We start from the raw sequence: 22776 nt of genomic DNA, 5'->3' as shown, positions 1-22776 counted from the left end.
GGGGAGAGGTTAGGGGCATTTAGGGGATAAGGACAGGCGTCAGTCCTCGATCCGGCGAGCCTCGGAAACCAGCATGATCGGGATGCCGTCGCGGATCGGATAGGCCAACTGCGCCGCCTGCGAGATCAGTTCATTGGTTTCGCGGTTGAAGGACAGCCGCCCCTTGGTCAGCGGACAGACGAGCAGGTCGAGGAGTTTGGGATCAACCTTGCTGAGCTTCTCGTCCATGACAGCCTTACTGGAGTATCGTGTCGGTATCGCTCAACTCCCGCGCCAGGAAGATTTCCGTGATGGCGATCAGGGTTTCGGCGCGGGTCTTGAGGTCGGGGGCTTCGAGCAGGGCTTGCTTCTCGGCCGGACCGAAAGGCGACATCATGGAAAGCGAATTGACGAGCGTGCGGTTGCCGGCGCGCTCGACGCTTTCCCAGTCCGCTTCCAGCTTATTGGCATCGAGATAGGCCCGGAAGACGCGCAGAAGTTCGCCGCGGTCGACGGTGCTCTCATCATCTTCTGCCGAAAGATCGGTCATGAACGGCGCGATCTTGAAGGTGCGATAGGGATGACCCTCCCCCACTTCCTCAAGCAGCCGGAAACGGCACACACCGCTGATCGAGGTAATATAGCGGCCATCACCTGTCTCTGCAAAAGACGTGATGCGACCGATGCAGCCGACGCTCGACAGTGCGGGCCGAGGGCTTTCCGCAGGATCGCCGGTCTCCAGAAGTGACGGCTGGACAATACCGACCAGCCGGTCGGATGCAAGCGCCGCATCGAACATTGCAAGATAGCGCGGCTCGAAGATGTTGAGGGGCAGCTGGCCGCCAGGCAAAAGCAGAGCACCCGTCAACGGAAAAACAGGAACCGTTCCCGGCAGATCCTCTCGCTTTACATATCGCGCATTTCCCACATGCATGGGACCGACACCTCCCAGACGACAGGTCCAAATCCGTCGCCCCTCGAAATAATGTGGGGCACCGGCAGAAGAACGCAAGACCGTTCCCTGGCCGAATCGATCCCCGCTTACGAAAAGAGGATCGAAGACAGGCGGCGGCGGGCGGAAATCGTGGCCGGATCCTTCGGTCCCCAGACTTCGAAGAACTCCAGAAGCTGGCGGCGCGCACCGTCGTCATCGAAGCTGCGATCCTTGCGCATGATCATCAGCAGGTGCTCGGCAGCCTCCTCGCGCTTGCCTTGAACATTCAGGATCTTCGAAAGCATCAAACGTGCCTCGTGATCGTCCGGGTTCAGCGAGAGCCGATGCTCCAGCGAGGCCGGATCGCCGAGCTTGCGAGCCTCCTCGATCTGTTCGAGCTTCCTGGCGACCGCCTGGATTGCCGGGTCCTTGGAAAGGGTCTCCGGAAGCGATGCGAGCATCTGGCTTGCGCGGGCCGTATCGCCCATGGCGATCAGGCACTGCATCATGCCCGCCGCGGCCTTTGCATTTTCCGGATCGGCCTGGAGTACCGCTCCATAGAGCTGGGCTGCCCCCTGGACGTCACCGCCGGCGAGCATCGTTTCGGCTTCGGCAAGCGCCGCGTCAATCTCGGCCGCCTGATCGGCGCCGGCAGGCCCCGCAATCCGGTCGATGAACTGGCGTACCTGGCTTTCCGGAACTGCACCCATGAACCCATCGACGGGACGGCCATCGACAAAAGCGATGACAGCCGGAATCGACTGGATGCCGAGCTGGCCAGGGATCGACGGATGGTCGTCGATGTTCATCTTGACGAGCTTGACCCGACCCTTGCCTTCATTGACCACCTTTTCGAGAATGGGCGTGAGCTGCTTGCAGGGGCCGCACCAGGGCGCCCAAAAATCCACAAGGACCGGCTGACCGCGCGATTCCTCGATGACATCCTTGGCGAAGCCGGCCGTCGTCGTATCTTTGATAGGGGAACCGCCAGCTGAGGTCACGGCAGGCTCCGCGCCGTACTTCGCCGAAGCGGTCATCTGCCCGCCATAGCCGCTGGCGCCGAAGGAACCGCCATAGGGGTTGTCTGTGCCGCTCATGAATGCTCTCCAGGGAACGCTTTATGGTTCTATCTTGGCCACAAAGATCGTATGTCAGTCTGTCACTTTCAAGACAAGCGGCGTGTGGCCGGTTGCCTCCAGAAAGCGGATGAGATCGTCGCGGCCGATCGATGTCGTGGCGTCATTCGATAGCGGATGACCATTGATGATGTCGTGCCTCATAAGATCTTCATCCAGCACGAAGGTAACATGTCGTCCGGTATCGTTGAAGGCACCGAATATCGTCACCGAACCCGGAATGACGCCGAGATATTCCATCAGCTTTTCCGGCCTGCCGAAAGAGACGCGGCCTGCGGCGCCGATCACCTTGTGAACCGTCTTCAGATCGACCGTGGCGTTCTCCTCCACCGTCAGGACAAAATACCGGTCCTTCTTGTCTTTTATGAAGAGGTTCTTGGTATGGCCACCGGGAATCTCGTCACGCAGGCTTTCCGATTCCGCCACGGTAAAGACCGGCGGGTGGGTCTTGGTGGAATGGGGAATGTTGAGGCTGCCGAGGAAACGGAACAGGTCCTCGGCGGTTTTCGGAGCAGTGTCGGTCATTCTTGAGGGATGGGCTCTGTTGGTGGGCAGGCGAACTATAACCCCAATGTTGCCGCCGGCCAAGCAAGTGCACACGATTTCGTGAGACGCTTGATCTTGCCAAGCTGGTCGACCAACCTAATCTAACCGGAGGGTCATCCGATTGGAGCGGCCCCCCGCAAACATCATAAAAATAAGAAGCCTCAATTTTTCATTTGATTCCGGCGCATCGTTTTCCGCGTCCCGAATATCGGCTTTCGGCCGATAGCAGCCGCTTTCATCCATCGCCCGGCGCAGTATGCCGGCTTCTCACAAGAAAGGTCCGCTCATGGTCACCTTCACGCTCAACGGACAGGAACGAACGTTCGACGGCGACCCCGACACGCCCCTCCTCTGGGTTATTCGTGATTTCGAAAAACTCACCGGAACGAAGTATGGCTGCGGAATAGCCCAATGCGGCGCCTGCACCGTGCATCTCGACGGCATGCCGCATCGCTCCTGCATCTTGCCGATCTCGGTGGTCGAAGGCTCCGAGGTCATCACGATCGAAGGCGTTTCCGGAAAAGAAGCCGAAGCCATCAAGACCGCCTGGGCTGGCCTGGACGTGCCCCAATGCGGTTACTGTCAATCCGGGCAGATCATGTCGGCGGTCGCCCTGCTCCAGATGGTGCCGAAGCCGACGGATGCGGATATCGACGGGGCGATGACCGGCAACATCTGTCGATGCGCCACCTATCATCGCATCCGGGCGGCGATCCACAATGCCGCCAATTCGATGGAGGGCTGAGCCATGACACTGCATGATATCGCTGCCACCCGCCGCGGCTTCCTGGCCGGCTCGGGCCTTCTCATCGGCGTGGCGATCGCGCCCAAGTTTCTTGCCGCGGCCCCGACCGGCGTGCAGGCGGGCGGAGGTTCCGCACTGACCCCGATGAACGCCTTCGTTAAAATCGGCACCGACGACACGGTGACGGTCCTGTCGAAGCATATCGAATTCGGCCAGGGCCCATTCACCGGCCTCGCAACGCTGGTTGCCGAAGAGCTCGACGCCGACTGGGGCCAGATGCGCGCCGTTCACTCGCCGACGGACAACAAGATCTATGCAAACCTGCTCTTCGGCCTGCAGGGCACCGGCGGCTCGAGTTCGATCGCCAATGCCTATGAGCAGATGCGAAAAGCCGGCGCGACCGCGCGTGCCATGCTGATTGCCGCCGCGGCCGAAGACTGGAAGGTCCCCGCTTCCGAGATCACTGTCGAAAAGGGCCGCATCAGACATGCCGCATCCAACAGGGAGAGCGGTTTCGGGGCATTCGCCGAAAAGGCGGCCCTACAAACTCCCCCTGCGGAGCCGAAGCTCAAGGACCCGAAGGATTTCGTGCTGATCGGCACCGATCTGCCGAAGCTCGACACGCATGGCAAGACGAATGGTTCGGCGATCTTCACGCTCGATATCACCCCGGACAACCTTCTGATCGCGGTGGTCGCCCATCCGGAGCATTTCGGTGCGACGGTGAAGAGCTTCGACGATACCGAAGCCCGCAAGGTGCAGGGCGTCGTCGACGTGAAGCAGGTGCCTCAAGGCGTCGCTGTCTATGCGGAAAACACCTTCGCCGCCTTGAAGGGCCGCGATGCGCTGAGCATCGAATGGGATCTCTCCAAGGCCGAGACCCGCTCCTCGGAGGAACTGTCCGCCGACTATGTCAAGCTCTTCGGCGAGAAGGGGCTTGAAGCAGCCGGCAAAGGCAATGTGGAGGAAGCCTTCAACGCATCGGGTCTGCAGACGGTGGAAGCCGAGATCGTCTTCCCCTTCCTGGCGCACGCACCGATGGAACCGCTGGACGCGGTCTTCATCAAGGCGGATGACGGCTCGGTGGATATCTACAACGGCGCGCAGTTCCCGGGCATGGACCAGGCGACGGCCGCCCAAATTCTCGGACTCGACGAATCGAAAGTGCGGGTCAACACCCAGCTCGCCGGCGGCAGCTTCGGCCGCAGGGCGCAGTTTGGCTCGCCCTATATGCAGGAAGCAGCGTCGGTTTACGCCGCCAGCGACCGCAGTCGTTCCTTGAAGCATATGTGGACCCGCGAGGACGACATTCGCGGCGGCTTCTATCGCCCGATGTATGCTCACAGGATGCGCGGCGCGATCAATGCCGATGGCGAGATCATGGCCTGGGAACAGGTGATCGTCGGTCAGTCGATCATGGGCAAGGCCGATCTCGATCAGACATCGGTCGAAGGCGCTTCGAACCTGCCCTATGCGATCCCCAACCTGAAGGTAACCTCGCACAACGTTCCGCTCGCCGTGCCGCCGCTCTGGTGGCGTTCGGTCGGCCACACGCATACGGGCTTTGCGGTCGAGACTTTCGTGGACGAACTCTTCGAGAAGATCGGCAGGGATCCCGTCGAAGGGCGACTTGCCCTCCTGAAAGAGGAACCTCGCCACGCGGGTGTGCTCCGGAAGGCTGCCGAGATGGCGAACTGGGGCGGACAAGTGCCGAAAGGCCGCGCTCGCGGCGTCGCGGTGGTCGAAAGCTTCAGCACCTATGTGGGTCAGGTCGTCGAAGTCTCGGTCGGGACCGATGGCGCTCCGCATGTCCATAAGGTCTGGTGTGCGGTCGATTGCGGAGTGGCCGTCAACCCGAACGTCATCAAGGCACAGATGGAGGGTGGCATCGGCTACGGCCTCGGGGCAGTCCTCTTCGATGCGGTGACCCTCGGCAAGGGCGGCAAGATTATCCAGTCGAACTTCCACGACTACCGGTCCATCCGGATCAACGAGATGCCGGACGTGGAGGTGGAGATCATCAAGTCGACCGAGAAGCCGAGCGGCGTCGGCGAACCCGGCGTGCCGCCCGTCGGCCCGGCGGTTGCCAATGCCTGGCGGCGCCTCACGGGAGCACCTGTCAGAAAGCTCCCGATCGTCAATATCGTTTCGGCTTGAGGATCAACGCCCGATGAATTGGAAACTCGCATTCACCGGCGTTGCCGCCGCCTGTCTTTTCGTGGGTGTCGGCACGGTGCTGTCACCCGTCTCGGTGGCGCAGGACGCCCAGGCCGATGCCAGGACGCTGAAGCCAGCCGCCTCCTTCCAGTCGATCGCCAACGAGCAGGAACGCTCGGTGGCGCTCTTCCAGGAAGCGGGCAAGGTCATCCAGCACCCGCGCTGCGTAAACTGTCATCCTGCCACCGACCGGCCGCTGCAGGGCGCGTCGATGCGCCCGCATCAACCGCCGGTCTTACGCGGCGACGGCGGGATGGGTCTGCCCGGCATGCAGTGCACGACCTGCCACGGCGCCGAGAATATTCCGGTCGTGGGCCAGGCAGACACGATCAAGAGCATCCCGGGCAATCCTGCCTGGCACCTTGCGCCGATCGAGATGGCCTGGGAAGGCAAGACGCTGGGCCAGATCTGTCAGCAGATCAAGGATCCGGCACGCAATGGCGAGATGACCATGGACGAACTGGTCGAGCACATGGCGCATGACGAACTCGTCGGCTGGGGCTGGGCACCCGGCGCCGGCCGCGAACCGGTGCCGGGCACGCAGGCTGAATTCGGCGAGCTCATCGATGCCTGGGTGAAAACCGGCGCGGCCTGTCCCGCCTCCTGAGGCACAAAGCGGCCGCCGGTTCACGTGCGGAACCGGCGGTTTGTCAGGAGTTTGGGCGGATCGTAATTTTTCTTGCCGCCAATCGTCATTTCCCTGTTGCATTTGAAAAAAGTCTGGGCCATATAGCGCCCGTCGTCGGCAACAGCCGCGACCCACGGTCCAAGCGATCTACCCCGGACCGGTGGCTTGATGAGCGGGTGTAGCTCAGGGGTAGAGCACAACCTTGCCAAGGTTGGGGTCGAGGGTTCGAATCCCTTCGCCCGCTCCAGTTTTTCTCTGTCCATACCGGAGACATAGGTAACAGATCGTCCCTAAGACATGGGTGACAATCTCGTGCCGAACGGATTGTCGATGGTTTGCAAAGTTCGCTGCTCCAAGTCGATATATCCCAGATCATAGTGCATGAAGCCGGAAGCGTCGCTGTTTGAATTATATAGTGCAAACCCGGGTTTTGCCGCCGACTTTCCTGTCGACGGACAAAGTCTTATGTCGAGGCGGTTCGACTTCCCATTATCGAATCTATTTCGCGCTCCGCCTGCAACATAGTTGACGCAAGCTTATCCCCGCTCACTGCTTCGAAAAGACATAGTCTGTCTCCTGCCGCAGCACTTCGCCCGGCCGCAGCACGACGTTGGGGAAATCCGGATGATTGATGGCATCCGGCCATACCTGCGTTTCCAGGCAAAACCCGGCAAAGGGGCCGTAACGGCGACCTTCGAGGCCCGGCACCGGGATTTCCTGAAGCTTGAAGGCGGCATAAAATTGCACACCGGGCTCGGTGGTACGCACTTCCATCGAAACGCCGGAATAAACGCTGCGCGCCAGCGCCACGGAACGTTTCCGTGTCCTTTCCGGCGACAGACAGAAGTTGTGATCGAACAGGACCTGTTTGCCGTCGTCGAACCGCTTCATCGGCCCCATCTCCCGCAGGTCGAAAGGCGTATCGGCGACTGACGTCAGTCTGCCGGTCGGCAACTGCTTCTCATCCACTTCGACCAACTGATCGGCGGCGATCATAATGTCGTGACCAAGGGCGTCTTCACGGCCGTCAAGATTGAAATAGGAATGCTGGCAGATGTTGGCGAGTGTCGGCTGGTCAGTCGTGGATTCGTAGATCACCGACAGCACGCCGTGGTCCTTGAGCTGATAGGTGGCGGTCACGGTGCAATTGCCGGGATAGCCCGCGCGGCCATCGGGATCGGTGATCTGAAGTACGACCTTGTCAGCCGCGTGATCGACGATCGACCAGTTGCTGCGGCCAAGACCATCCGTACCCCCGTGAAGGTGGCCGATCCCCGGTTGGTTCATTTCAAGCTGGTATTGTCTTCCGTCGAGCGTGAAACGGCCGGCGGAGATGCGGTTTGCGCAACGGCCGGGCGTTGCCCCGAAATACGGCGAATGGATCGGATATGGATCGAAAGCCTCGAACCCCAGCACGAGTGGCGGCCGATGGCCCTCCAGCCTGAGATCCTGGATCACGGCGCCCCATGTAATGATACTCGCGGTCAATCCGCCGCCGGCAATTCTCACGCGATAAACGGGCTCGCCATTTTCCGTCGTGCCGAAGACTTCGAAATTCTGATCCGTCATGACCTTTTCCTCCACCGGACATTTGGCGGCAACCTGCGTGATTTGGCGGCAAGCTGCAATGTCACGGGAAGCAAAATCCGTCAGCGGGCGAGTGTGCGCGTCGCCTGTTCAAGCCCGCCGAGCGTCATTGGAAACATCCGTTCGGTCATGAACTGCCGCATCAACCCGATCGAGGCCGTGTAGCGCCACTGATTTTCGGGCACCGGATTGAGCCAGACGCAGCGGTGGAAATGATCGGTGATACGCCTGATCCAGGCCTCGCCGGGCTCCTGGTTCCAGTGCTCGACGGAACCGCCCGCATGGGTGATCTCATAGGGGCTCATCGAAGCGTCACCGACAAAGATCACCTTGTAGTCCGAACCATAGCTGCGGATGAGATCCAGCGTTGCCATTCGCTCGGCGCGACGGAGGTTCTCCTTCCAAACGCCTTCGTAGAGGCAATTGTGGAAGTAGAAATGCTCCATATGCTTGAACTCTGCCCGCGCGGCGGAAAACAGTTCCTCAACGATGCGGATATGGTCATCCATCGACCCGCCCACATCGAAGAACATCAAAAGCTTCACGGCATTATGCCGCTCCGGCCTTGTCTGCACGTCGAGGTAGCCGTGCTCGGCGGTGGAACGGATCGTGCCGGGCAGGTCGAATTCCTCGGCCGCGCCCTCCCGCACCCAGCGCCGAAGCCGTTTCAGTGCCAGCTTGATATTGCGCGTGCCGAGTTCGACCTTGTCGTCGAAATCCCTGAATTCGCGCCTGTCCCAGACCTTCACTGCACTGCGATGGCGGGATTCGTCCTGCCCGATGCGCACGCCTTCCGGGTTATAGCCATAGGCGCCGAAGGGCGAAGTGCCGCCGGTGCCGATCCATTTCGACCCGCCCTGATGGCGCCCTTTCTGCTCTTCGAGCCGCTGTCGCAGCGTCTCCATCAGCTTTTCGAAACCGCCGAGCGACTGGACGAGTTTCTTCTCTTCCTCGGTCAGGTGTTTTTCGATGAGCTTGCGCAGCCATTCTTCGGGAATGTTCTGGGTATCGAGGCCCGGCTTGCCGGAGACCATCTCCAGGCCGCGAAAATAGGAGGAAAAGACCTGGTCGAATTTATCGATGTGGCGTTCATCCTTCACCAACGCCGTGCGGGCGAGGAAGTAGAAAGCCTCGACGTCGAAATCGGCCAGCCCCTCTTCCATGCCTTCGAGAAGCGCCAGGAATTCCCGGAGCGTTACCGGGACCTTCGCCTCCTTTAGGTGCAGGAAGAAGGGAATGAACATGCTGACCTATTCCGCGCCGGTCTTCTCCGGCTCGCCGATTTTCTCCAGATCGTAGGGCGTCGTCTGGTAGATCTCGTTGATCCAGTTGCCGAAGAGAAGATGCGCATGGCTGCGCCAGCGGTTCAGGGGCGTCAGAGTATCGTCGTTGTGCGGGAAATAGTCATGCGGCAACTTGATGGGGACACCGGCATTCACATCCCGGAAATACTCATCCGCCAGCGAGGTGGAGTCGTATTCCACATGATTGAACATGTAGAGACGCTTTCCCCTTTTCTCATGCACGAGGCAGATGCCCATATCGTCTGATTCCATCAGGATTTCAAGGCTTGGTACCTTTTCGATATCCGCGCGGCGCACCTCCGTCCAGCGCGATACCGGCACCTGGAAGTCATCCGAGAAGCCGTTGAGATAAACGGAGGAGGAAGCAAGATTGCGGTGCCGGTAGACACCGAAGGCCTTCTCCTTCAACTCGTATTTCGGCACGCCGTGAAAATGGTAGATGGCCGCCATCGCACCCCAGCAGACATTCATGGTCGAATGGACATTGGTGGTTGTCCAGTCGAGAATCTTCTCCATCTCGTCCCAGTAGGTGACCTCTTCGTAAGGCAGTGTCTCGATCGGTGCACCGGTGATGATGAAGCCATCGAACTTGCGGTGCTTCACCTCTTCCCATGTTTCGTAGAAAGCCAGCAGATGCTCTTCCGGCGTGTTCTTGGCCCTGTGGTTGCCGATTCGCACCAGCGACAGCTCCACCTGCAGCGGCGTCGCGCCGACGAGACGCGCCATCTGCAGCTCTGTCTTGATCTTGTTGGGCATGAGATTGAGAAGTCCGATCTGGAGCGGACGAATGTCCTGCCGCACCGCCGCAGTTTCGGTCATCACCCGCACGCCCTCGGAAACGAGGGTGCTGAAGGCAGGCAGCGTATCGGGAATCTTGATCGGCATGTCTAAACCCACGAAATAAAAAACCGGCGACGAAAAATCGCAGCCGGCCCGGGGAAGCATGATCTGGGGAAGTCATCTTCTCGCGGCCCTTTAGCGACTTTTTTTACGTGGCTGCAAGCCGGCCGGCCAAATCACCACGAAACTACGGACTTTCAAATACGCCTTGCTATGCCTGTCGTCAATGGGAGCAAAATCTTCCGCTTACCGCTCGCGCCGCGCCATGAAGGCGATCCGCTCGAAAAGATGGACATCCTGCTCGTTCTTGAGCAACGCACCATGCAGCTTCGGCAGCGCGTTCTTCACGTCCCCGCGCAAATCGGCCGGGTCGACATCGTCTGCAACGAGGAGACGTATCCAGTCGAGCGCCTCTGACGTCGACGGCTTCTTCTTGAGCCCCGGCATCTCGCGGATTTCATAGAACTGCATCAATGCGTTGCGCACGAGGGTCTGCTTGATACCCGGATAATGCACCTCGACGATGCGTGACAGCGTCTCGACATTCGGGAAACGAATGTAGTGGAAGAAGCAGCGGCGCAGGAAAGCGTCTGGAAGCTCCTTCTCATTGTTCGAAGTGATGATGACGATGGGCCGGACTCTAGCCTTGACCGTTTTGCCGGTCTCGTAGACGTGAAATTCCATCCGATCGAGTTCCTGCAGAAGGTCGTTCGGGAATTCGATATCCGCCTTGTCGATCTCGTCGATCAGCAGGACGACCTTCCTGTCCGCCGCAAAGGCCTGCCAAAGCTTGCCGCGTCGGATATAATTCGCGACATCGTGGACCCGCTCGTCGCCGAGCTGGCTGTCGCGCAGGCGCGAGACCGCATCATATTCGTAGAGGCCCTGCTGTGCCTTTGTGGTGGACTTGATGTTCCACTCGATGAGATCGAGACCAAGGGCTGCTGCCACCTGCCGGGCAAGTTCAGTCTTGCCGGTACCCGGCTCGCCTTTCACCAGCAGCGGGCGCTCGAGCCGGATCGCGGCATTCACCGCCACCATCAGATCCTTGTCCGCGATATAGTCCGCTGTACCCTGAAACTGCATCCTGATATCCCGATTGAAAAGCGAGCCGCAAACTAAAAGCTTGGCTTCGGCGGTGCAACAGCTTTCCCAATGAGGTCCCTTTACGCTAAGGGCAGTGACCATGAGCCATTCGACCTTTACCATCCTGCTTGGCGGCGATCTCACCGTCACCGACCGACTGCTGGAAGCGACCAGTACCAGCCGCTTCATCGCGGCTGACAGCGGCATGCGACATGCAGCGACACTCGGCGTCGAGCCCGAACTGTGGGTCGGCGATTTCGATTCCACCGATGCCGAACTTGCAAGACAATGGCCGGGCGTGAAACAGCAAACCTATCCGCCCGCCAAGACCGAGACAGACGGTGAGATCGCCACTACGGAAGCGATCGACCGCGGCGCCGCACGGCTGATTTTCGTCGGTGCACTCGGCGGGGAACGGAGCGATCACGCGCTCCAGCATCTCTTCCATGCCATGAGCCTTGCCGAACGCGGCTTCGACATTTTGCTCACGTCCGGCGAGGAGGAGGCGGTGCCGCTGCTGCCGGGGGATAAAAAGCTCGACTTGCCGAAAGGCTCGCTCTTTTCGATCATCGGTTTTTCGGCACTGGAAGGCCTGGACATCATTGGTGCGCGTTATCCGCTCCACAATTTTGGGCTTCCCTTCGGCTCTTCTCGTACGGTCTCGAACATTGCAGAAGGACCGGTGGAATTCCATCTGAAGGCCGGCAGAGCGATGATCCTTGCTCGCCCCTACGACATGACAGGAGCCTGACTTTTGGCACCCCCCATCTTGAAACTGGACGATATCTTCCTGAGCTTTGGCGGCGCGCCGCTGCTCGCTGGGGCGGGCCTGCAGGTGGAGCCAGGCGACCGCATCTGCCTCGTCGGTCGCAACGGTTCCGGCAAGTCGACGCTGATGAAGATCGCCGCCGGCATGGTCGAGCCGCAGTCAGGCGAAGTCTTCCGCCATCCGGCCTCGACGATCCGCTACCTCGAACAGGCGCCGGATTTTGCCGACTATGCAACCGTGCAAGCCTATGCAGAAACGGGCCTCGGCCCGGGCGATGATCCCTATCGCGTTACCTACCTGCTCGAACATCTCGGCCTCACCGGCCAGGAAGACCCAAAGACGCTTTCGGGCGGCGAATCCCGCCGCGCCGCGCTCGCCCGTGTGATGGCACCCGAGCCGGACATCCTGATGCTGGATGAGCCGACCAACCATCTCGACCTGCCGACCATCGAATGGCTGGAAGACGAGTTGCGGAAAACAAGGAGCGCACTGGTACTGATTTCCCACGATAGGCGCTTCCTCGAACGGGTTTCGACCGCGACCGTCTGGCTCGACCGCGGCATCTCCCGCCGTCTCGACAAGGGGTTCGCTCATTTTGAAGCATGGCGTGACGAAGTGCTGGAGGCTGAGGAGCTGGAACAGCACAAGCTCGGCAAGGCGATCGAGCGCGAGGAGCATTGGCTGCGTTATGGCGTGACCGCGCGCCGCAAGCGCAACATGCGGCGCCTCGGCGATCTGCAATCCATGCGAGCAGCCTATCGCGGCCACAAAGGGCCCCAAGGGACCGTCCAGGCGCAGGTCACCGAAGGTCGTGAATCGGGCAAGCTTGTGATCGAGGCGGAGAACATCACCAAAGCCTATGACCGGCAGATCGTCGCACCTTTTTCGATCCGGGTTCATCGCGGCGACCGGATCGGCCTCGTAGGGCCTAACGGCGCGGGCAAGACGACATTGCTCAAGATGCTGACCGGGCAGCTCGCACCAGATAGCGGTACCGTCAAGCTCGGCACCAATCTTGAGATCGCAACGCTCGACCAGAAGCGCGAGAACCTGAATCCGGAGGAGACGCTCTCCCACTACCTGACAGACGGCCGCGGGGAGACGTTGCTGGTCAATGGCGAGCAGCGGCATGTCGCAGGCTACATGAAGGACTTCCTGTTCCAGCCGGAACAGATCAGGACACCGATCAGGAGCCTTTCCGGTGGTGAACGTGCCCGCCTGATGCTCGCCCGCATCATGGCGAAGCCCTCGAACCTCTTGATTCTCGACGAACCCACCAACGACCTCGACATCGAAACGCTGGATCTGCTGCAGGAAATTGTCGCCGGCTACAACGGCACGGTGATCCTCGTCAGCCACGATCGCGATTTCCTGGACCGCACCGTGACCTCGACGATCGCCCCGGCCAATCCGGAGGCGCCGGACGGACGCTGGATCGAATATGCCGGCGGCTATACGGACATGCTGGCCCAACGGAGAGGCGCGATCGAGGAGAAGCGCAAGACAGAGCGAACGGAACGGCAGAAGACAGAGGCCGCCGCGCCGGTGGCTGAAGCCTCCAAGGCCAAGGGAAAGCTCTCCTATAAGCAAAAATTCGCACTCGAAAACCTGCCGAAGGAAATTGCCAAGGCGGAGGAAGAAATTGCAGTCCGCGAGAAGAAGATGGCGGACCCGAACCTCTTTTCCAAAGACCCTGCCGCCTTCCACAAGCTTGCGGCGGAAATGGAAAGCCTGCGCGAAAGACTGACGAAAATGGAAGAAGAATGGCTCGAGCTCGAGATGCTGCGGGAAGAGCTGGAGAGCTGAACTAACGAATTATTAACTCTAATAACCGTTTCGGCAGGGGCGTCTGTCGCAAAACGGAACAATCCACCATCCTGCTCGTTCTGCCTGCGTTCATGGTCGAGGCGCCGGTCGTCGCCCTCGATCCGAATTAAGGACCGGAAACCGTGCGGGGACGTCCAATGCTGACAAATGTAACGCGTCGTCGGCCACCCAGTGAGGTGACGAGTCAACGGGTGCTGATCGTGGAGGATGAGTTCCTGATCGCTCTCGATATCGCCGAAACTGTCGAAAATATGGGACTGAAGGTGGCGGGCTTTGCCAATGCCCGAAAACATGCCCTGGAACTGGCGCCGCGCGCCGATATCGCGATCGTGGACGTCAATCTGACCGATGGAAGGACCGGTCCCGAGATTGGACGGCGGCTTGCCGAACGATATGGCGTGACGGTCATCTTCATGACCGCGACCCCTGATGATCTCGAAGATGGCGTGGAAGGTTCTCTCGGTGTTCTCACGAAGCCCGTCATGCCGGAAGTCATGGAAAGGACGATCGATTATGCCATTGCCAACCGGCTTCACGGCATGGCAGTCGTTCCGCGCGAACTCAAGGTGTTCCGCCGGAACCCGCACCACTAGAGAAAAACCCTGGCTGCGATGTCGGTTTTACATTCTCTTACTCATCCTTGGGGCGAACGCGCCCATGTGCGTTGGATGGGGACAAAGAGGAAAAAACATGTACGGCTGCAGCTTCCGGGATCCGGACGGCCACGTCTGGGAAATCATGTAGATGGATATGAGCGCTGCCTGATCGCGGCGCAGCCTCTTGCCAGCCGATCCCACCGCCGCTACACCTGATTCGCTCTAACGGGGTGCCACGCCAGTGTGGCTGAGAGGCTTTGCCAACCCGCGGAACCTGATCCGGTTAAGACCGGCGGAGGGATTAGACGGCTTCCCATCAGCGCCTATTCCCACAATCAAAAGAGGAGGCGCTGATGCGCAAGATCGTTCTTTCGATGTTCGCGGCCGCAGCCGCCCTTTCCTTTTCACTGTCCGCTCAGGCGCAGGAAAAGACACTGACTGTCTATACGTATGAAAGCTTCGTCTCCGACTGGGGGCCCGGCCCGAAGGTCAAGGAAGCCTTCGAAAAGAGCTGCACCTGCAGGCTCAACTTCGTCGGCGTTGCCGATGGTGTGGCGCTCCTCACCCGCCTCAAGCTCGAAGGCGAGAAGACGGATGCCGATATCGCGCTCGGCCTGGACACCAACCTGATTTCGGAAGCCAAGGCAACCGGCCTTTTCGAACCGCACGGCCTCGATACATCCGCTGTCAGTGTGCCCGGAAATTATACCGACGATACTTTCATCCCCTATGACTACGGTCATTTTGCCGTCGTCTACGATACGCAGGTGATGAAGAATCCGCCCAAGAGCCTGAAGGAACTGGTGGAAGGCGACCCTTCGCAGAAAATCGCGATCGAAGATCCGCGCACCTCGACGCCGGGACTAGGCCTGCTGCTCTGGGTGAGGTCGGTCTACGGCGACAAGGCGCCGGAAGCCTGGGCGAAACTCAGGAAGCGTGTGCTGACAGTCACCCCCGGCTGGTCGGAAGCCTATGGTCTTCTCACAAAGGGCGAGGTGCCGATGGTCTTCTCCTACACCACTTCGCCCGCCTATCACATGGTTGAGGAAAAGACCGAACGCTACCAGGCCGCATCCTTCTCGGAAGGCCACTACATCCAGATCGAGGTGGCCGGCATGTTGACAAACGCGTCCGACAAGGATCTGGCCAAACAGTTCCTCAGGTTCATGGTCTCGCCAGCCTTTCAGGACATTATCCCCACCACCAACTGGATGATGCCGATTTCGAAGACATCCGAGCCGTTGCCGGACGCCTTCGACAAGCTCGTGCAGCCGAAAACGACCTTCCTGATGGGCTCGGACGAGGTGGCGAAGAACCGGCAGGCCTGGATCGACGAATGGCTGACCGCCATGAGCATGAACTAAGACCTCCGCCTTGCTGACCCGCGCCCAACGACGACGGGGGATTGCCTGGGGCCTGCTGAGCCTCCTTGGCATCACCCTCTTCGTCGGCATTGCTGTCACCGCGCTGCTTTCATGGGATGCTGGGGACACAGGAGCCCGGCTCTTCACGGCCTATACCTGGCGGATCCTGCGCTTCACCCTATGGCAGGCTGTGCTTTCGACACTGCTCTCCATCGCCTTTGCCATACCCGTTACGCTGGCGCTTGCGCGCCGCCCCCGTTTTCCAGGACGTGTCTGGATTATCCGGTTGATGGCGGTTCCCATGGGCCTGCCGGTGCTGATCGGCGCATTGGGTCTTATCGGCATCTGGGGCCGGCAAGGTGTGATCAACAGCCTGCTGTTGAAACTCGGCCTCGACCAGCCAGTCAGCATCTACGGACTTACCGGCATTCTGCTGGCCCATGTCTTCTTCAACCTGCCGCTCGCCGCCCGGCTGCTGCTCGCCGCGCTGGAGCGGCTTCCGGCGGAATACTGGCAGCTCGCCTCCAGCCTCGGCATGCGACCATTTTCGGTCTTTCGGTTCATCGAGTGGCCGGCTGTGCAACGCGTCATTCCCGGCATTGCCGGCCTGATCTTCATGCTCTGCGCCACCAGTTTCACGCTCGTGCTCGTGCTCGGCGGCGGACCTTCGGCAACGACGCTCGAAGTTGCGATCTATCAATCGCTGCGTTTCGATTTCGACCCGCCGCGCGCCGTCGTGCTCGCGCTCCTGCAGATCGGCGTTACCGCGCTGATCCTGATCGCCATGGCGCGGTTTCCCATACCGGACGATGCGGGCATGACAGCAGGTCAGGCGACCCGTCGTTTCGACGGTCGGACCGTGCCCGCGCGACTTTGGGATGCGTTCGCCATTTCGGTCGCCACCGCCTTTCTGGTTCTGCCGTTGGCATCGATTGTCTCTGCCGGGCTGAAGGCCAATCTCTGGAACCTTGCGACCAGCATCGCCTTCCTTCGCGCCGCATGGACGAGTTTTGCCATCGCACTTACCGCCGGCTTGCTCGCCGTCCTTACATCGCTGGCAATCATTGCCGCTCGAGGGTCTGTGGCCGATATGAAGCGACCTGGAAAAGTCGCCGGAGGATTCTCCGCCCTGCTTGGCGGCATGTCCTCCCTGGTACTCCTGGTCCCGCCTGTCGTGCTTGGGACCGGCTGGTTCCTCACGCTGCGCCCGATCGGCGATGTGACCCGTTTTGCGCCGGCTTTGCTGGCGTTGATCAACATGCTGATGGCGTTACCCTTCGTCATGCGCGTGCTCGCGCCGGCAATCGAGACCCATCGTCAGCAATCGGGCAGGCTATCGGCAAGTCTCGGGATTTCCGGCTTGGCAAAGCTTCAACGAATCGACCTGCCCGTCCTGATAAGACCCCTTTTGACGGCCCTCTCCTTTGCGATGGCCCTGTCGCTCGGCGATCTCGGCGCGGTAGCACTATTCGGCTCCAACGATCTCACGACGCTTCCCTGGCTTGTCTACAGCCGGCTATCCAGCTATCGCACCAACGACGCTGACGGGCTGGCACTCCTCCTCGGCATCATCTGCCTGTTGCTGACCATGCTCGGCACGGTCGGCCAAAAGGAGGCGAGACATGACTGATGGCGTCGTGCTGGACAAGGTCGAACTCCGGCTTGGCACAAAGGACTTTCGTTTCAATTGTAGCCTGCCTGCCGGCGCTGTGACGGCAGTGACCGGCCCGTCGGGCTCCGGCAAATCGACTTTGCTGAACCTTGTGGCCGGCTTTGAAACGCCGGATCGGGGCCATGTACTGGTCGGCGGCGAGGACGTGACGCACGAGCATCCTTCCGGACGCCCGGTTTCGCTGATCTTCCAGGACAACAATCTTTTCACGCACCTCGATCTGTTCACCAATATCGGCCTCGGCATCAACCCATCGCTGCGGCTTTCCGCAGACGATCGAAGAGCGATCTCCAAGGCGCTGCAACGGGTTGGCCTCGATGGCTTCGAGAAGCGCATGCCGGGCACGCTTTCGGGTGGCGAGAGGCAGAGGGCCGCCTTCGCCCGGGCACTGGTGCGCAAAAAGCCTGTTCTGCTGATGGACGAGCCCTTTGCGGCGCTCGACCCGGGTCTTCGCCTTTCGATGGCGAAGCTGCTGCTCGAACTGCACCGCGAGGTAGGCAATACCGTGTTGATCGTCACTCATGATCCGGACGAGGTCGGGCGGCTTGCCGACCATGCCATCTTCATCGATCACGGGCAAATTTTACTCCAGGCACCCACAACGGAATTCCTTGCCAGGCGTGATATCCCGGCACTCGCTGAATTCCTCTCCGGCTGATCAGGTCGTCTGGTCGCCCTTTTTCCGGATCACGTTTCGAAACCGTGACGAACCGTCCGTTATCCGGCTCGCCACAATTTGGACGTGACGCAATGGCATCGCCACAAAGCGACGGGGGTTTTTCTTTGCAAACGCGCCGGTAAGACATATCTCAATAACTATCTGTGCATGCGACGCGAAAATCGCTAAGCGGAGATGGAGAATGAACCGGTTTGGGTTGAAGGGAACCTTTCGAAGCCGGAAGGCGGGCCGTGGGAATGATGGTGCAAAACACGAGGACGATGAGGCGCGATACGGCGGGCCCGGCTATCTTGCAGAGAGCCCGCTTCATGGCGGGCCTTCGAGTTCTGGGCGCCCTCCTGCTGAGCGGCGTCGTGCTGGCCGGCTGCCAGTCGCTCTTCGAACAGGCCTATACACCAAACGTTTCGCCCTCGAATTCACCGCAGATCGTCGATGAAGTACAAAAGAACGATCCCCGGGCGCAGATGGGTGCAAGGGAGCATCCCCGTATCGTCGCAAGCTATGGCGGAGAATATCGCGACGCCAAGACGGAGCGACTGGTCGCCCGCATTGCCGGCGCGCTGACGGCAGTCTCCGAGAACCCGAACCAGTCTTTCCGGATCACCATTCTGAATTCGCCGGCAATCAATGCCTTCGCATTGCCGGGCGGCTATCTTTACGTAACGCGCGGCCTGCTGGCGCTCGCCAACGATGCCTCAGAAGTTGCAGCGGTCCTTTCCCATGAAATGGGCCACGTAACCGCCAACCACGGTATCGAACGCCAGCGCCGGGAGGAAGCGGAGGTCATTGCAAGCCGCGTCGTGACGGAAGTGCTTTCCAGCGACCTCGCCGGCAAACAGGCGCTCGCCCGCGGCAAGCTTAGACTTGCAGCCTTCTCGCGCCAGCAGGAACTGCAAGCCGACGTAATCGGCGTGCGGATGCTCGGAGAAGCCGGCTACGATCCTTACGCTGCTGCCCGTTTTCTCGATTCCATGGCCGCCTATGCCCGTTATTCGGCTGTGGATCCGGACAGCGACCAGAGCCTCGACTTCCTCTCGAGCCACCCGAATTCCACTCAGCGCGTCGATCTGGCACGCCGCCATGCCCGCAATTTCGGCCAGGAGGGGACAGTCGGCGACAAGGGGCGCGACTATTATCTTGCGGGCATCGACGGGCTGCTTTACGGCGATAGCCCTCAGGAGGGCTATGTCCGCGGCGAGACTTTCCTCCATGGCGGGCTCGGCATCCGCTTCGACGTTCCACGGGATTTCCGCATCGACAACAAGGTGGAAGCTGTTCTGGCAACAGGCCCGGGTGAAACGGCCATCCGTTTCGATGGTGTTGCCGCCGACGACAACAACAGCTTGACCAATTACCTGACAAGCGGCTGGGTGGCTGGCCTGCAACCCGATACGGTACGTCAGATCGAAGTGAATGGATTGCCTGGCGCAAACGCGCGCGCTTCCGCCGACCGCTGGGATTTCGACGTAACGGTCATCCGCGTCGACAACAAGATTTTCCGGTTCCTTACCGCCGTACCCAAGGGAAGTGCCACCCTGCAGACGACGGCCGACGTCTTGCGGGCAAGCTTCCGGCGCATGACGAGGGAAGAGATTGCCTCCTTGAAGCCGCTGCGGGTACGCATCGTCACGGTCGCCCAGGGTGACACCGTCGCCTCGCTCGCCGTCCGCATGATGGGCACGGATCGAAAACTCGATCTCTTCAAACTGATCAATGCACTCCCGGCCGGTGCCGTTGTGTCGCCCGGCCAGAAGGTCAAGATCATTTCGGAATAGCCGAAACTCGCTTAGCAGACGGCAGCCATCTGCGGATTGGCGGAAACCAATGCCAGCTTGAGTTTCTCGATGGCGCGGCTCTCGATCTGTCGGACACGCTCCTTCGAGATGCCCAGCTCAGCGCCGAGAGCTTCGAGCGTCGCCCCTTCGTCTGTCAGGCGGCGTGCACGGATGATCTTCTTTTCCCGGTCATTGAGCTTGGTCAGGGCGCCTTGCAGCCATTTCAGGCGCCGTTCGCCATCTATCATGCCGGAAACCTGTTCATCCGGCAGTGGCTCGGCGCTCGCAAGCAGGTCCAATCGCTCGCCGCTATCCGCATCGCCGGCTATCGACGGAGCCTGCAGGGAAGCGTCATTGCCGGAAAGACGTGCATCCATCGTCTGGACGTCGGCTACGCTGACGCCAAGAGCGACAGCGATCTCCTCATGGATGGCGCGGGCAGTCAGATTGCTGTCACCGCGGGCAAGCTTGGCGCGTAGCCGGCGGAGATTGAAGAACAGCGCCTTTTGGGCAGAACTGGTGCCGCCACGAACGATCGACCAGTTACGAAGAATATAATCCTGCATGGAAGCACGGATCCACCAGCTGGCATAAGTGGAAAAACGAACTCCCGTGCCGGTTCAAACCTTGCCGCCGCCTCCAGCAGCCCTACATAGCCCTCCTGAACAAGGTCGCTCATCGGCAATCCGAACCCGCGGAACTTGGAAGCCATGGCGATCACGAGACGCATATGCGCAAGGGCGATCTGGTTGCGTGCCTCCTGATCGCGATCGTCCTTCCAGCGGACCGCCAGATCGCGCTCTTCCTCTCGGGCGAGATAGGGAGCGGACATCGCTATCTTGATCATGGTTCGGTCTGCGGACATGGCTGTCATCGTGTTCTCCGTGAACGGTCTGATCCGACAAAAACAGCAAGGGGGAATTCCGACACGATTCACGGGACCCGTGATGCGTATCTGGAGACCTGCTGCCTTTGCTCCCCTCGTTTGAGCTTCGCGGGAGTTCACATCGGCCCGAGAGCCTGAATATCCGCCCGCGATACGTATTCCGGGGGCGAAACAAAACTGCATCGATGCAGTGTCAGTTCGCCGTACCGGCGGGTTAACGCGTGGCAGTGGAAAAAGTTCCAATAAAAAACCCGGCTCCAAGGCCGGGTTTTTTAGAGAATGCGATGATGAAAAAGATCAGGCTGCCTCTTCCTGAGCCTCATCCTCTTCGATGGTCTTGCCGCGTTTCGGCCCCTTGGCAAGATTGACCTCGACGAGGCGAACGGCCTCCGTTTCGGACATCTTGTTCACCGCAGCAATTTCACGAGCCATGCGATCGAGGGCAGCTTCATAGAGCTGCCGTTCCGAATAGGACTGCTCCGGCTGGTTCTCTGCGCGATAAAGGTCGCGGACCACTTCAGCAATCGAGATCAGATCGCCGGAATTGATCTTGGCGTCATATTCCTGGGCACGGCGCGACCACATGGTGCGCTTCACACGTGCCTTGCCCTGAACAACTTTGAGGGCGCGTTCGACAAAATCCGTTTCGGACAGCTTGCGCATGCCGATGCTCACGGCCTTTGCGACCGGCACCTTGAGGCGCATCTTGTCCTTTTCGAAATCGATAACGAAAAGTTCGAGCTTCATGCCCGCGACTTCTTGCTCTTCAATGGCAGTGATCATACCTACACCATGAGCAGGATAGACAATCGATTCGCCGGTCTTGAAGCCTTGGCGGGCGGGAGAATTCTTCTTCTGCTGGGTCGTCATTCGTTTCACAAACTCCCTGTTACTCACCCGTTTTTCGGGTCGGGGAAACCGGGTCGGTCAGGCCCGGATGAGACGGGGGATACCGTCGGGTCACTCCATACTGGTCCGACCAACGCGCGCGAAAAACAGATCCCACCGCGAATTGCGATCGACAACATTCGAGCGTTGCAATGTCACGGATACCGCGTTTTGGATGATCTGTTGCTTTCGTGATGTTTTTTGGGCACGCCAGTGCCACCTTGTGGAACAGTTCGCCATGTGTACCACAAAAAAGTGCGGAAATCAATAATTTGCTTTCGCATGTGCTCAGAGGGCACGGCCAACCCTCTGCCCATCAAAAAGGCAGAGTGATTCGAGGCCTCTGTCGAGCCATGCCATTTCGGCAAAGCTCAATCCCCTTTTCCGGGTTCCGTAGAGAAGAACTGATCGTACTTGTTTTCGACGCCGTCCATCTCCTTGGCATTCGGCAAGGGGTCGCGCTTGACAGTGATGTTCGGCCAGACCTGGGCGAACTCGGCATTCAGCTTCAGCCACTTGTCGAGACCCGGCTCGGTATCCGGCTTGATCGCTTCGGCGGGACATTCCGGTTCGCAGACGCCGCAGTCGATACATTCATCCGGATGGATGACCAGGAAATTTTCGCCTTCATAGAAACAATCGACCGGGCAAACCTCAACACAGTCGGTGTACTTGCAGCGGATACAATTGTCGGTCACGACATACGTCATGCGGCACTCCAAGACTATCGCGGACAACGGTCGTGTCGACGGCAGGAAAGCGCCGGCACACCGGAAAGCCGGGAGAGGCGAAACCCTTACTGCAAAAGAGGACAGGAGGCAGGCAATCCGGCTTTTCGACTGTCAGGTAAAGCCTTTGGCCTTGCTTAGCAAGGTTAAACAATCCTGCCGAGGCCAAATTGGAGAAGCTTTATTCCTCAGCATGACCCTTTATCGGTTTCCGGTTCTTTCAGCGATCGGGGCCACCGAATCTGCCCGCGCCAAGGCCACGTTGCGCCCGCTCGAAAGGCGTGAGCCGCGTCTGCTTGTCCGGAGACGGCGTCAGGTCGTCATAGAGAAGCTTAGCCTCCTCAAACGGACCTCGGCGATGGCCGTCGGCACGAACGACAAGGATGACATCCCGCCGCTCCAGGACAAGCTCAATGCGGTCTCCAGGTTTTATCGTACGGCTGGACTGACTGCAGATCTCTCCATTCACCGTCACTGCACCCGCGGCGACCAGCGATTGGGCAAGCGAACGCGATTTCACGATGCGGGCGAAAAAAAGCCACTTGTCGATGCGCTGTCGCGAACCGTCCGGTAGCTCTTTTTCCGTCATG

At 59.8% G+C, this 22776-nt stretch carries 21 protein-coding genes, 1 tRNA gene, 1 pseudogene and 2 riboswitches; of the genes and pseudogenes, 11 read left to right on the top strand and 12 right to left on the bottom strand.

Annotation, left to right across the window (positions count from 1 at the left end; translation table 11 throughout):
* Positions 1 to 39 precede the first annotated feature (39 nt).
* From ABK249_RS06700 to ABK249_RS06685, 4 genes are all read right to left on the bottom strand, one after another.
* Positions 40 to 228 (bottom strand): Trm112 family protein, encoded by a 189-nt coding sequence (locus tag ABK249_RS06700; RefSeq protein WP_037156625.1) that lies wholly within the window; start codon positions 226 to 228, stop codon positions 40 to 42.
* 7 nt (positions 229 to 235) lie between these two features.
* Positions 236 to 913: an LON peptidase substrate-binding domain-containing protein gene (locus ABK249_RS06695; protein ID WP_037156623.1), complete on the bottom strand. Its 678-nt coding sequence runs from the start codon at positions 911 to 913 to the stop codon at positions 236 to 238.
* Positions 914 to 1020: 107 nt separating this feature from the next.
* Entirely contained in the window at positions 1021 to 2010 is a 990-nt protein-coding gene (gene trxA / locus ABK249_RS06690; protein WP_348862491.1) for a thioredoxin, read from the bottom strand.
* 54 nt (positions 2011 to 2064) lie between these two features.
* The gene (locus tag ABK249_RS06685) at positions 2065 to 2574 is read right to left on the bottom strand and encodes a prolyl-tRNA synthetase associated domain-containing protein (protein ID WP_348862490.1); all 510 of its coding nucleotides are present in this window, start codon (positions 2572 to 2574) and stop codon (positions 2065 to 2067) included.
* 307 nt (positions 2575 to 2881) lie between these two features.
* Between ABK249_RS06685 and ABK249_RS06680 the strand changes: the two genes are divergently transcribed.
* From ABK249_RS06680 to ABK249_RS06665, 4 genes are all read left to right on the top strand, one after another.
* The gene (locus tag ABK249_RS06680; RefSeq protein ID WP_037157263.1) at positions 2882 to 3340 is read left to right on the top strand and encodes a (2Fe-2S)-binding protein; all 459 of its coding nucleotides are present in this window, start codon (positions 2882 to 2884) and stop codon (positions 3338 to 3340) included.
* Positions 3341 to 3343: 3 nt separating this feature from the next.
* Positions 3344 to 5497 carry a xanthine dehydrogenase family protein molybdopterin-binding subunit gene (locus ABK249_RS06675; protein WP_227704399.1) on the top strand — a complete coding sequence of 718 codons (2154 nt, stop codon included), beginning with the start codon at positions 3344 to 3346 and terminating at the stop codon, positions 5495 to 5497.
* A gap of 13 nt (positions 5498 to 5510) precedes the next feature.
* Positions 5511 to 6164 (top strand): cytochrome c family protein, encoded by a 654-nt coding sequence (locus tag ABK249_RS06670; protein WP_227704400.1) that lies wholly within the window; start codon positions 5511 to 5513, stop codon positions 6162 to 6164.
* 193 nt (positions 6165 to 6357) lie between these two features.
* Positions 6358 to 6432 (top strand) — tRNA-Gly (locus ABK249_RS06665).
* Between the two features lie 299 nt (positions 6433 to 6731).
* Here the strand turns inward: ABK249_RS06665 and ABK249_RS06660 are convergent.
* From ABK249_RS06660 to ABK249_RS06645, 4 genes are all read right to left on the bottom strand, one after another.
* Positions 6732 to 7754, bottom strand: a complete 1023-nt coding sequence (locus tag ABK249_RS06660; RefSeq protein WP_348862489.1) for an aldose epimerase family protein — start codon at positions 7752 to 7754, stop codon at positions 6732 to 6734.
* Between the two features lie 80 nt (positions 7755 to 7834).
* Positions 7835 to 9016: a vWA domain-containing protein gene (locus ABK249_RS06655; protein WP_227704401.1), complete on the bottom strand. Its 1182-nt coding sequence runs from the start codon at positions 9014 to 9016 to the stop codon at positions 7835 to 7837.
* A 6-nt stretch (positions 9017 to 9022) separates the two neighbouring features.
* A complete protein-coding gene (gene metA / locus ABK249_RS06650) occupies positions 9023 to 9961 on the bottom strand; it encodes a homoserine O-acetyltransferase MetA (protein WP_037157261.1) in 939 nt (312 codons plus the stop codon).
* A gap of 70 nt (positions 9962 to 10031) precedes the next feature.
* A riboswitch (SAM riboswitch) is annotated at positions 10032 to 10109 on the bottom strand.
* Between the two features lie 53 nt (positions 10110 to 10162).
* Entirely contained in the window at positions 10163 to 11002 is an 840-nt protein-coding gene (locus ABK249_RS06645; RefSeq protein ID WP_037156607.1) for an AAA family ATPase, read from the bottom strand.
* A gap of 100 nt (positions 11003 to 11102) precedes the next feature.
* Here ABK249_RS06645 and ABK249_RS06640 point away from each other — a divergent pair, with 100 nt between their 5' ends.
* From ABK249_RS06640 to ABK249_RS06610, 7 genes are all read left to right on the top strand, one after another.
* Positions 11103 to 11753, top strand: coding sequence for a thiamine diphosphokinase (locus ABK249_RS06640; RefSeq protein WP_348862487.1), 651 nt, complete (start codon positions 11103 to 11105; stop codon positions 11751 to 11753).
* Between the two features lie 3 nt (positions 11754 to 11756).
* Positions 11757 to 13577, top strand: coding sequence for an ABC-F family ATP-binding cassette domain-containing protein (locus ABK249_RS06635; protein WP_348862486.1), 1821 nt, complete (start codon positions 11757 to 11759; stop codon positions 13575 to 13577).
* A 158-nt stretch (positions 13578 to 13735) separates the two neighbouring features.
* A complete protein-coding gene (locus ABK249_RS06630; protein WP_348862485.1) occupies positions 13736 to 14191 on the top strand; it encodes a response regulator in 456 nt (151 codons plus the stop codon).
* 219 nt (positions 14192 to 14410) lie between these two features.
* Positions 14411 to 14512: riboswitch (TPP riboswitch) on the top strand.
* Between the two features lie 56 nt (positions 14513 to 14568).
* Positions 14569 to 15558, top strand: a complete 990-nt coding sequence (gene thiB / locus ABK249_RS06625) for a thiamine ABC transporter substrate binding subunit (RefSeq protein ID WP_227705233.1) — start codon at positions 14569 to 14571, stop codon at positions 15556 to 15558.
* A gap of 10 nt (positions 15559 to 15568) precedes the next feature.
* The gene (gene thiP / locus ABK249_RS06620) at positions 15569 to 17188 is read left to right on the top strand and encodes a thiamine/thiamine pyrophosphate ABC transporter permease ThiP (RefSeq protein ID WP_227704407.1); all 1620 of its coding nucleotides are present in this window, start codon (positions 15569 to 15571) and stop codon (positions 17186 to 17188) included.
* Entirely contained in the window at positions 17181 to 17888 is a 708-nt protein-coding gene (locus ABK249_RS06615; RefSeq protein ID WP_037156597.1) for a thiamine ABC transporter ATP-binding protein, read from the top strand. The genes thiP and ABK249_RS06615 overlap by 8 nt, the downstream gene beginning before the upstream one ends.
* 329 nt (positions 17889 to 18217) lie before the next feature.
* A complete protein-coding gene (locus ABK249_RS06610) occupies positions 18218 to 19684 on the top strand; it encodes a M48 family metalloprotease (RefSeq protein ID WP_052183109.1) in 1467 nt (488 codons plus the stop codon).
* An 11-nt stretch (positions 19685 to 19695) separates the two neighbouring features.
* Here the strand turns inward: ABK249_RS06610 and ABK249_RS06605 are convergent.
* The 4 genes and pseudogenes from ABK249_RS06605 to ABK249_RS06590 form a co-directional block, all read right to left on the bottom strand.
* A pseudogene (locus ABK249_RS06605) lies at positions 19696 to 20558 on the bottom strand (RNA polymerase factor sigma-32).
* 309 nt (positions 20559 to 20867) lie between these two features.
* Positions 20868 to 21440, bottom strand: a complete 573-nt coding sequence (locus tag ABK249_RS06600) for a CarD family transcriptional regulator (protein ID WP_037156593.1) — start codon at positions 21438 to 21440, stop codon at positions 20868 to 20870.
* Between the two features lie 389 nt (positions 21441 to 21829).
* Positions 21830 to 22168 carry a ferredoxin FdxA gene (fdxA, locus tag ABK249_RS06595; RefSeq protein ID WP_227704409.1) on the bottom strand — a complete coding sequence of 113 codons (339 nt, stop codon included), beginning with the start codon at positions 22166 to 22168 and terminating at the stop codon, positions 21830 to 21832.
* A gap of 238 nt (positions 22169 to 22406) precedes the next feature.
* Positions 22407 to 22775: an RNA-binding S4 domain-containing protein gene (locus tag ABK249_RS06590; protein WP_227704410.1), complete on the bottom strand. Its 369-nt coding sequence runs from the start codon at positions 22773 to 22775 to the stop codon at positions 22407 to 22409.
* Position 22776: the final 1 nt, after the last annotated feature.

It is taken from the genome of Neorhizobium phenanthreniclasticum (assembly GCF_040066075.1).
Taxonomy (GTDB): domain Bacteria; phylum Pseudomonadota; class Alphaproteobacteria; order Rhizobiales; family Rhizobiaceae; genus Neorhizobium; species Neorhizobium petrolearium.
The sequence above is the reverse complement of the archived record's forward strand: the minus strand, read 5'-3'. Positions and strand labels throughout refer to the sequence as shown.

What these genes read in the sequence shown, in the direction of transcription:
- ABK249_RS06675 (WP_227704399.1), top strand. Translation starts at nt 3,344, where the DNA reads ATGACACTGCATGATATCGCTGCCACCCGCCGCGGCTTCCTGGCCGGC.
- ABK249_RS06685 (WP_348862490.1), bottom strand. Translation starts at nt 2,574, where the DNA reads ATGACCGACACTGCTCCGAAAACCGCCGAGGACCTGTTCCGTTTCCTC.
- ABK249_RS06670 (WP_227704400.1), top strand. Translation starts at nt 5,511, where the DNA reads ATGAATTGGAAACTCGCATTCACCGGCGTTGCCGCCGCCTGTCTTTTC.
- ABK249_RS06660 (WP_348862489.1), bottom strand. Translation starts at nt 7,754, where the DNA reads ATGACGGATCAGAATTTCGAAGTCTTCGGCACGACGGAAAATGGCGAG.
- ABK249_RS06700 (WP_037156625.1), bottom strand. Translation starts at nt 228, where the DNA reads ATGGACGAGAAGCTCAGCAAGGTTGATCCCAAACTCCTCGACCTGCTC.
- ABK249_RS06640 (WP_348862487.1), top strand. Translation starts at nt 11,103, where the DNA reads ATGAGCCATTCGACCTTTACCATCCTGCTTGGCGGCGATCTCACCGTC.
- fdxA (WP_227704409.1), bottom strand. Translation starts at nt 22,168, where the DNA reads ATGACGTATGTCGTGACCGACAATTGTATCCGCTGCAAGTACACCGAC.
- ABK249_RS06600 (WP_037156593.1), bottom strand. Translation starts at nt 21,440, where the DNA reads ATGACGACCCAGCAGAAGAAGAATTCTCCCGCCCGCCAAGGCTTCAAG.
- ABK249_RS06590 (WP_227704410.1), bottom strand. Translation starts at nt 22,775, where the DNA reads ATGACGGAAAAAGAGCTACCGGACGGTTCGCGACAGCGCATCGACAAG.
- metA (WP_037157261.1), bottom strand. Translation starts at nt 9,961, where the DNA reads ATGCCGATCAAGATTCCCGATACGCTGCCTGCCTTCAGCACCCTCGTT.
- trxA (WP_348862491.1), bottom strand. Translation starts at nt 2,010, where the DNA reads ATGAGCGGCACAGACAACCCCTATGGCGGTTCCTTCGGCGCCAGCGGC.
- ABK249_RS06680 (WP_037157263.1), top strand. Translation starts at nt 2,882, where the DNA reads ATGGTCACCTTCACGCTCAACGGACAGGAACGAACGTTCGACGGCGAC.
- ABK249_RS06645 (WP_037156607.1), bottom strand. Translation starts at nt 11,002, where the DNA reads ATGCAGTTTCAGGGTACAGCGGACTATATCGCGGACAAGGATCTGATG.
- ABK249_RS06610 (WP_052183109.1), top strand. Translation starts at nt 18,218, where the DNA reads ATGGCGGGCCTTCGAGTTCTGGGCGCCCTCCTGCTGAGCGGCGTCGTG.
- ABK249_RS06655 (WP_227704401.1), bottom strand. Translation starts at nt 9,016, where the DNA reads ATGTTCATTCCCTTCTTCCTGCACCTAAAGGAGGCGAAGGTCCCGGTA.
- ABK249_RS06615 (WP_037156597.1), top strand. Translation starts at nt 17,181, where the DNA reads ATGACTGATGGCGTCGTGCTGGACAAGGTCGAACTCCGGCTTGGCACA.
- thiB (WP_227705233.1), top strand. Translation starts at nt 14,569, where the DNA reads ATGTTCGCGGCCGCAGCCGCCCTTTCCTTTTCACTGTCCGCTCAGGCG.
- ABK249_RS06630 (WP_348862485.1), top strand. Translation starts at nt 13,736, where the DNA reads ATGCTGACAAATGTAACGCGTCGTCGGCCACCCAGTGAGGTGACGAGT.
- ABK249_RS06695 (WP_037156623.1), bottom strand. Translation starts at nt 913, where the DNA reads ATGCATGTGGGAAATGCGCGATATGTAAAGCGAGAGGATCTGCCGGGA.